This is a genomic window from Methanospirillum sp. (assembly GCF_035560735.1).
GTDB lineage: Archaea > Halobacteriota > Methanomicrobia > Methanomicrobiales > Methanospirillaceae > Methanospirillum.
Genome location: NZ_DATMYY010000194.1, coordinates 1 through 3,117, shown reverse-complemented (window position 1 = coordinate 3,117; position 3,117 = coordinate 1). Strand labels below are relative to the sequence as shown.

4 protein-coding genes are annotated in these 3,117 nt (G+C 42.0%); 3 read left to right on the top strand and 1 reads right to left on the bottom strand.

All coding sequences use genetic code 11. The features are described from left to right. The first annotated feature begins 51 nt into the window (after window positions 1–51). The gene (locus VN429_RS05745) at window positions 52–558 is read left to right on the top strand and encodes an RNA pyrophosphohydrolase (RefSeq protein WP_325630807.1); all 507 of its coding nucleotides are present in this window, start codon (window positions 52–54) and stop codon (window positions 556–558) included. A 12-nt stretch (window positions 559–570) separates the two neighbouring features. On the opposite strand, the gene VN429_RS05740 is transcribed toward VN429_RS05745, so the two are convergent. After that, window positions 571–1,110 (bottom strand): DUF6155 family protein, encoded by a 540-nt coding sequence (locus tag VN429_RS05740; RefSeq protein ID WP_325630805.1) that lies wholly within the window; start codon window positions 1,108–1,110, stop codon window positions 571–573. 121 nt (window positions 1,111–1,231) lie between these two features. On the opposite strand from VN429_RS05740, the gene VN429_RS05735 reads away from it, so the two are divergent. Further along, on the top strand, window positions 1,232–1,999 hold the full coding sequence (locus VN429_RS05735) for a hypothetical protein (protein ID WP_325630803.1): 768 nt from the start codon (window positions 1,232–1,234) through the stop codon (window positions 1,997–1,999). Between the two features lie 250 nt (window positions 2,000–2,249). Beyond that, window positions 2,250–2,804, top strand: coding sequence for a hypothetical protein (locus tag VN429_RS05730; RefSeq protein WP_325630800.1), 555 nt, complete (start codon window positions 2,250–2,252; stop codon window positions 2,802–2,804). Window positions 2,805–3,117: the final 313 nt, after the last annotated feature.

The window sequence follows — 3,117 nt, the reverse complement described above, 5'->3', positions numbered from 1 at the left end:
CTCTTTTTCCTGTAAATATGGTGACCATCATAATATGATAAAGGATGTACAATGATTCATCTAAAACACAAAAATAAAGATTATCGGCATAATGTCGGAATCTGTCTCTTCAACCAGAAGGGATTGGTGCTTGTCGCAGAGCGGCGGGACTTTAGAGGTTCATGGCAGATGCCCCAGGGAGGAGTTAAAGCCGGTGAAGAACCTGAAGATGCTGTTTTCAGGGAGATGAATGAAGAGATCGGAACTGATAACGGCCGTATAATCTCTAAAATCCCAGGATATTTATGTTATGATTTCCTTGAACCCACGCAATACAAGGGTCAGCAACAGGAGTGGTTTGCCCTGCTTTTCCTTGGAAAAGACACCGAAATAAATGTCCTGAAAGAACATAAAGGGAAAGAATCAGAATTTGTGAATTGGAGATGGGTACCACTTCAGGAAACGGTGGATTTGATAATTCCGTTTAAAAGGGAAGTGTATATGGTAGTCAGGGATTCATTTACTCCCATCGGTGAGGCGTTATCCCGTGGAGAGAAAGTCTACGAGGAATTACTCTAATAATGCAAACTTCTATCCAAGATCTGCGATATCATCAATAAGTTCTGATATCTCATCTTCGACACCATATCCACAATTTGAGGCATCAGCATGAGCTTTAATGAGGCGGTCTTCGATATTCAGTACATCAATAATTGCAGGACAGGTCTTTAGAATGGTAAACAAATCATTCATCGCAACGCTGAGCGATGAATACTTCGATTCTTCCATCCCCCCATATGTGCTGCAATATTTTACTATCTGCTCAATAAATACAAGTGTCAGATCAGCTATCCCGATAGGATCACCGGTCGCTTTCTTATAGCCTGATATGATCTTTTTAACAGGGGCAATCCTGGCTTTTCCAAAGCCTCGTTCAGGAAAGAACTCATGTATGATCTTCTTTATCCCGTCCTCCAGAAGACCGGCATATGCTCCTTTACCGCCAACTTTTCCCTGCAGGAATACCTTGTTCTCCTTATTCAGAGCATACAGATCATGAATGAGAGAGATGAGAGTATCTGCATCCAATCCGGTTAATTGAGTTTTTATGTCTCGCCAGGATACTGCCATGGACCCACATATACAGGTACGATCTCTCCAATATTCAGGATATTGGAGACACTCTTTTTCAGGTTGACTAAAAGCTGGAGGGTGTCTAAAAATTTATACCTAAAGCATGGTTAATTTATCTATGAAAATTTTGCTTCTGCTCGGCCTTTTCGTAGTACTAGGAATTGCTACCTGCGGATTTGTCCAGGCTGACACCATACAAACTACAGATGCTTCTTTGTCTCCCACTACTGTAATGGTTGAGTCAGTTCCACCAACCGGACCAACTCTTGCCACGTTATCAAATGAGAACCCAAATGCAAGCCTGCAGGCTGAACCAGGAATTATTATCCTTTCATTTCAGGCTAATGACCCCCAGACATTAATGATCAACCAGATATGCAAACAGGGCTGGGCACAATCAACGGAAACACGGACAACCAAGCCATATAATGGCACTCTTGCATTTGGAATCCCGACAAAGGATGAGTGCTCTATCAATATATCGAGTTCCGGTATCTGGACTGCACAGGTAAGCCAGTTTGATATAAGTAATCCCCTGAAGACACCAGTGAATCTATCCGGAACCGGTACCACTGTTTCACCACCCATTACGCTTGAGAAAGGAGAGTATTTCTTCCAGAGAGAAGAGACCGAGGCAGCATCGCCTCAGTATTATCTCACGTACTCAAACGGGAGTTATGTCATGGATGCGAGCAATACGTATGTCCAGCCGAATTTTAACAAAATCTCTCCACAAATATTCCGGATCGTTGATGTTCCCGAGTCTGGCACATATTTCCTGAGTGCAATTGCCGAAGATAACCCAAAGCCATGGAAGCTATCTATAATCTCAGTGCCACCAGCCCCGGTTATGGGACCTGGTCCGGCAATTCGCGAAACAGTATAATTCCGGGACCTGTTCTCCGGACCCTTTTTTTTCCTGACCGACAGGTTGAAAATAACGACACATTTAAAATTACGAACGATAATCTATCGATATAAGTGAGTGAAAGATCATGAATCATGGAACGTTGTTGAGTTTTCTGGTAATTTGTAGTATATGCGTTGTATGTCTGGCAGTTGCCGAGAATAATACAGGAGGAGATAAAACATCTGCCTCCGCGTGGAACGGAACATGGTCTAACCCTGATTATTTGATGTATATCACACAAAACCAGTCCGGGATAGCTGGAGAATATGTGCCAACCGATTTGAATGCATTAGATCCCGGACGACTTGAGGGAAATGTTTCTGATGATGGAAAAACGTTTTCAGGTATATGGGTGGAAACCGGGTCAAATACCTACAATCTATCAGATGATAAGATGTTATTTACCATTTCAGGATTTGCTGACCCATATGGTTCCATGAGTAAACCTGCAGGTTATTCATACAATGCATCAAGAATTGGTGAAATAATCGATCCCAAGAATCCCTGGACTGGTAACTGGGTAACAGAGAAAAAATCCTATAATCTTACGCAAAATGGATCTCACTTATCTGGTGTAAATGAGCCACTCACAAATGTGAATGATGAAGTAGGAAGCCTATCTGGAACTATATCTGAAAATGGTACCGTATATACCGGGAATTGGACAGAGAAAGGGAGGTTTACTTTTGTAATGGCAGATGACGGTTTATCGTATAATGCCACAATAACAAAGAGCCTTGATCCAAATGCATTTGTCGAGCATATGGTATTTTCAAAGTAACTTTTTTTCTGGAAAATGCTCCGCATTTTCATACGTTGGGCTGATGAGAACCATCATCCCTTTTTTCAATAGTGCAACGTACACCAGTGGAAATACCACTACCATCAACGGGATCGTGCTTATTCCATAATAGGTTCTTATCAGAACTGCTGAATCAGGACTCGGGTGGAGGCTGGGTAAACATACCAGTCACCTACTCATCAAATACCAGTTAGCAAATAGCATATCTCGAATGGGAGGGGTGATAAGATAAAACATGAGAGTCTGTGCCATGTAACCCGATAATTTTACATCATTTTCCAATAAACAGATG

Coding starts and splice junctions, on each gene's coding strand:
- VN429_RS05745 (WP_325630807.1), top strand. CDS start 52: ATGATTCATCTAAAACACAAAAATAAAGATTATCGGCATAATGTCGGA.
- VN429_RS05740 (WP_325630805.1), bottom strand. CDS start 1,110: ATGGCAGTATCCTGGCGAGACATAAAAACTCAATTAACCGGATTGGAT.
- VN429_RS05735 (WP_325630803.1), top strand. CDS start 1,232: ATGAAAATTTTGCTTCTGCTCGGCCTTTTCGTAGTACTAGGAATTGCT.
- VN429_RS05730 (WP_325630800.1), top strand. CDS start 2,250: ATGTATATCACACAAAACCAGTCCGGGATAGCTGGAGAATATGTGCCA.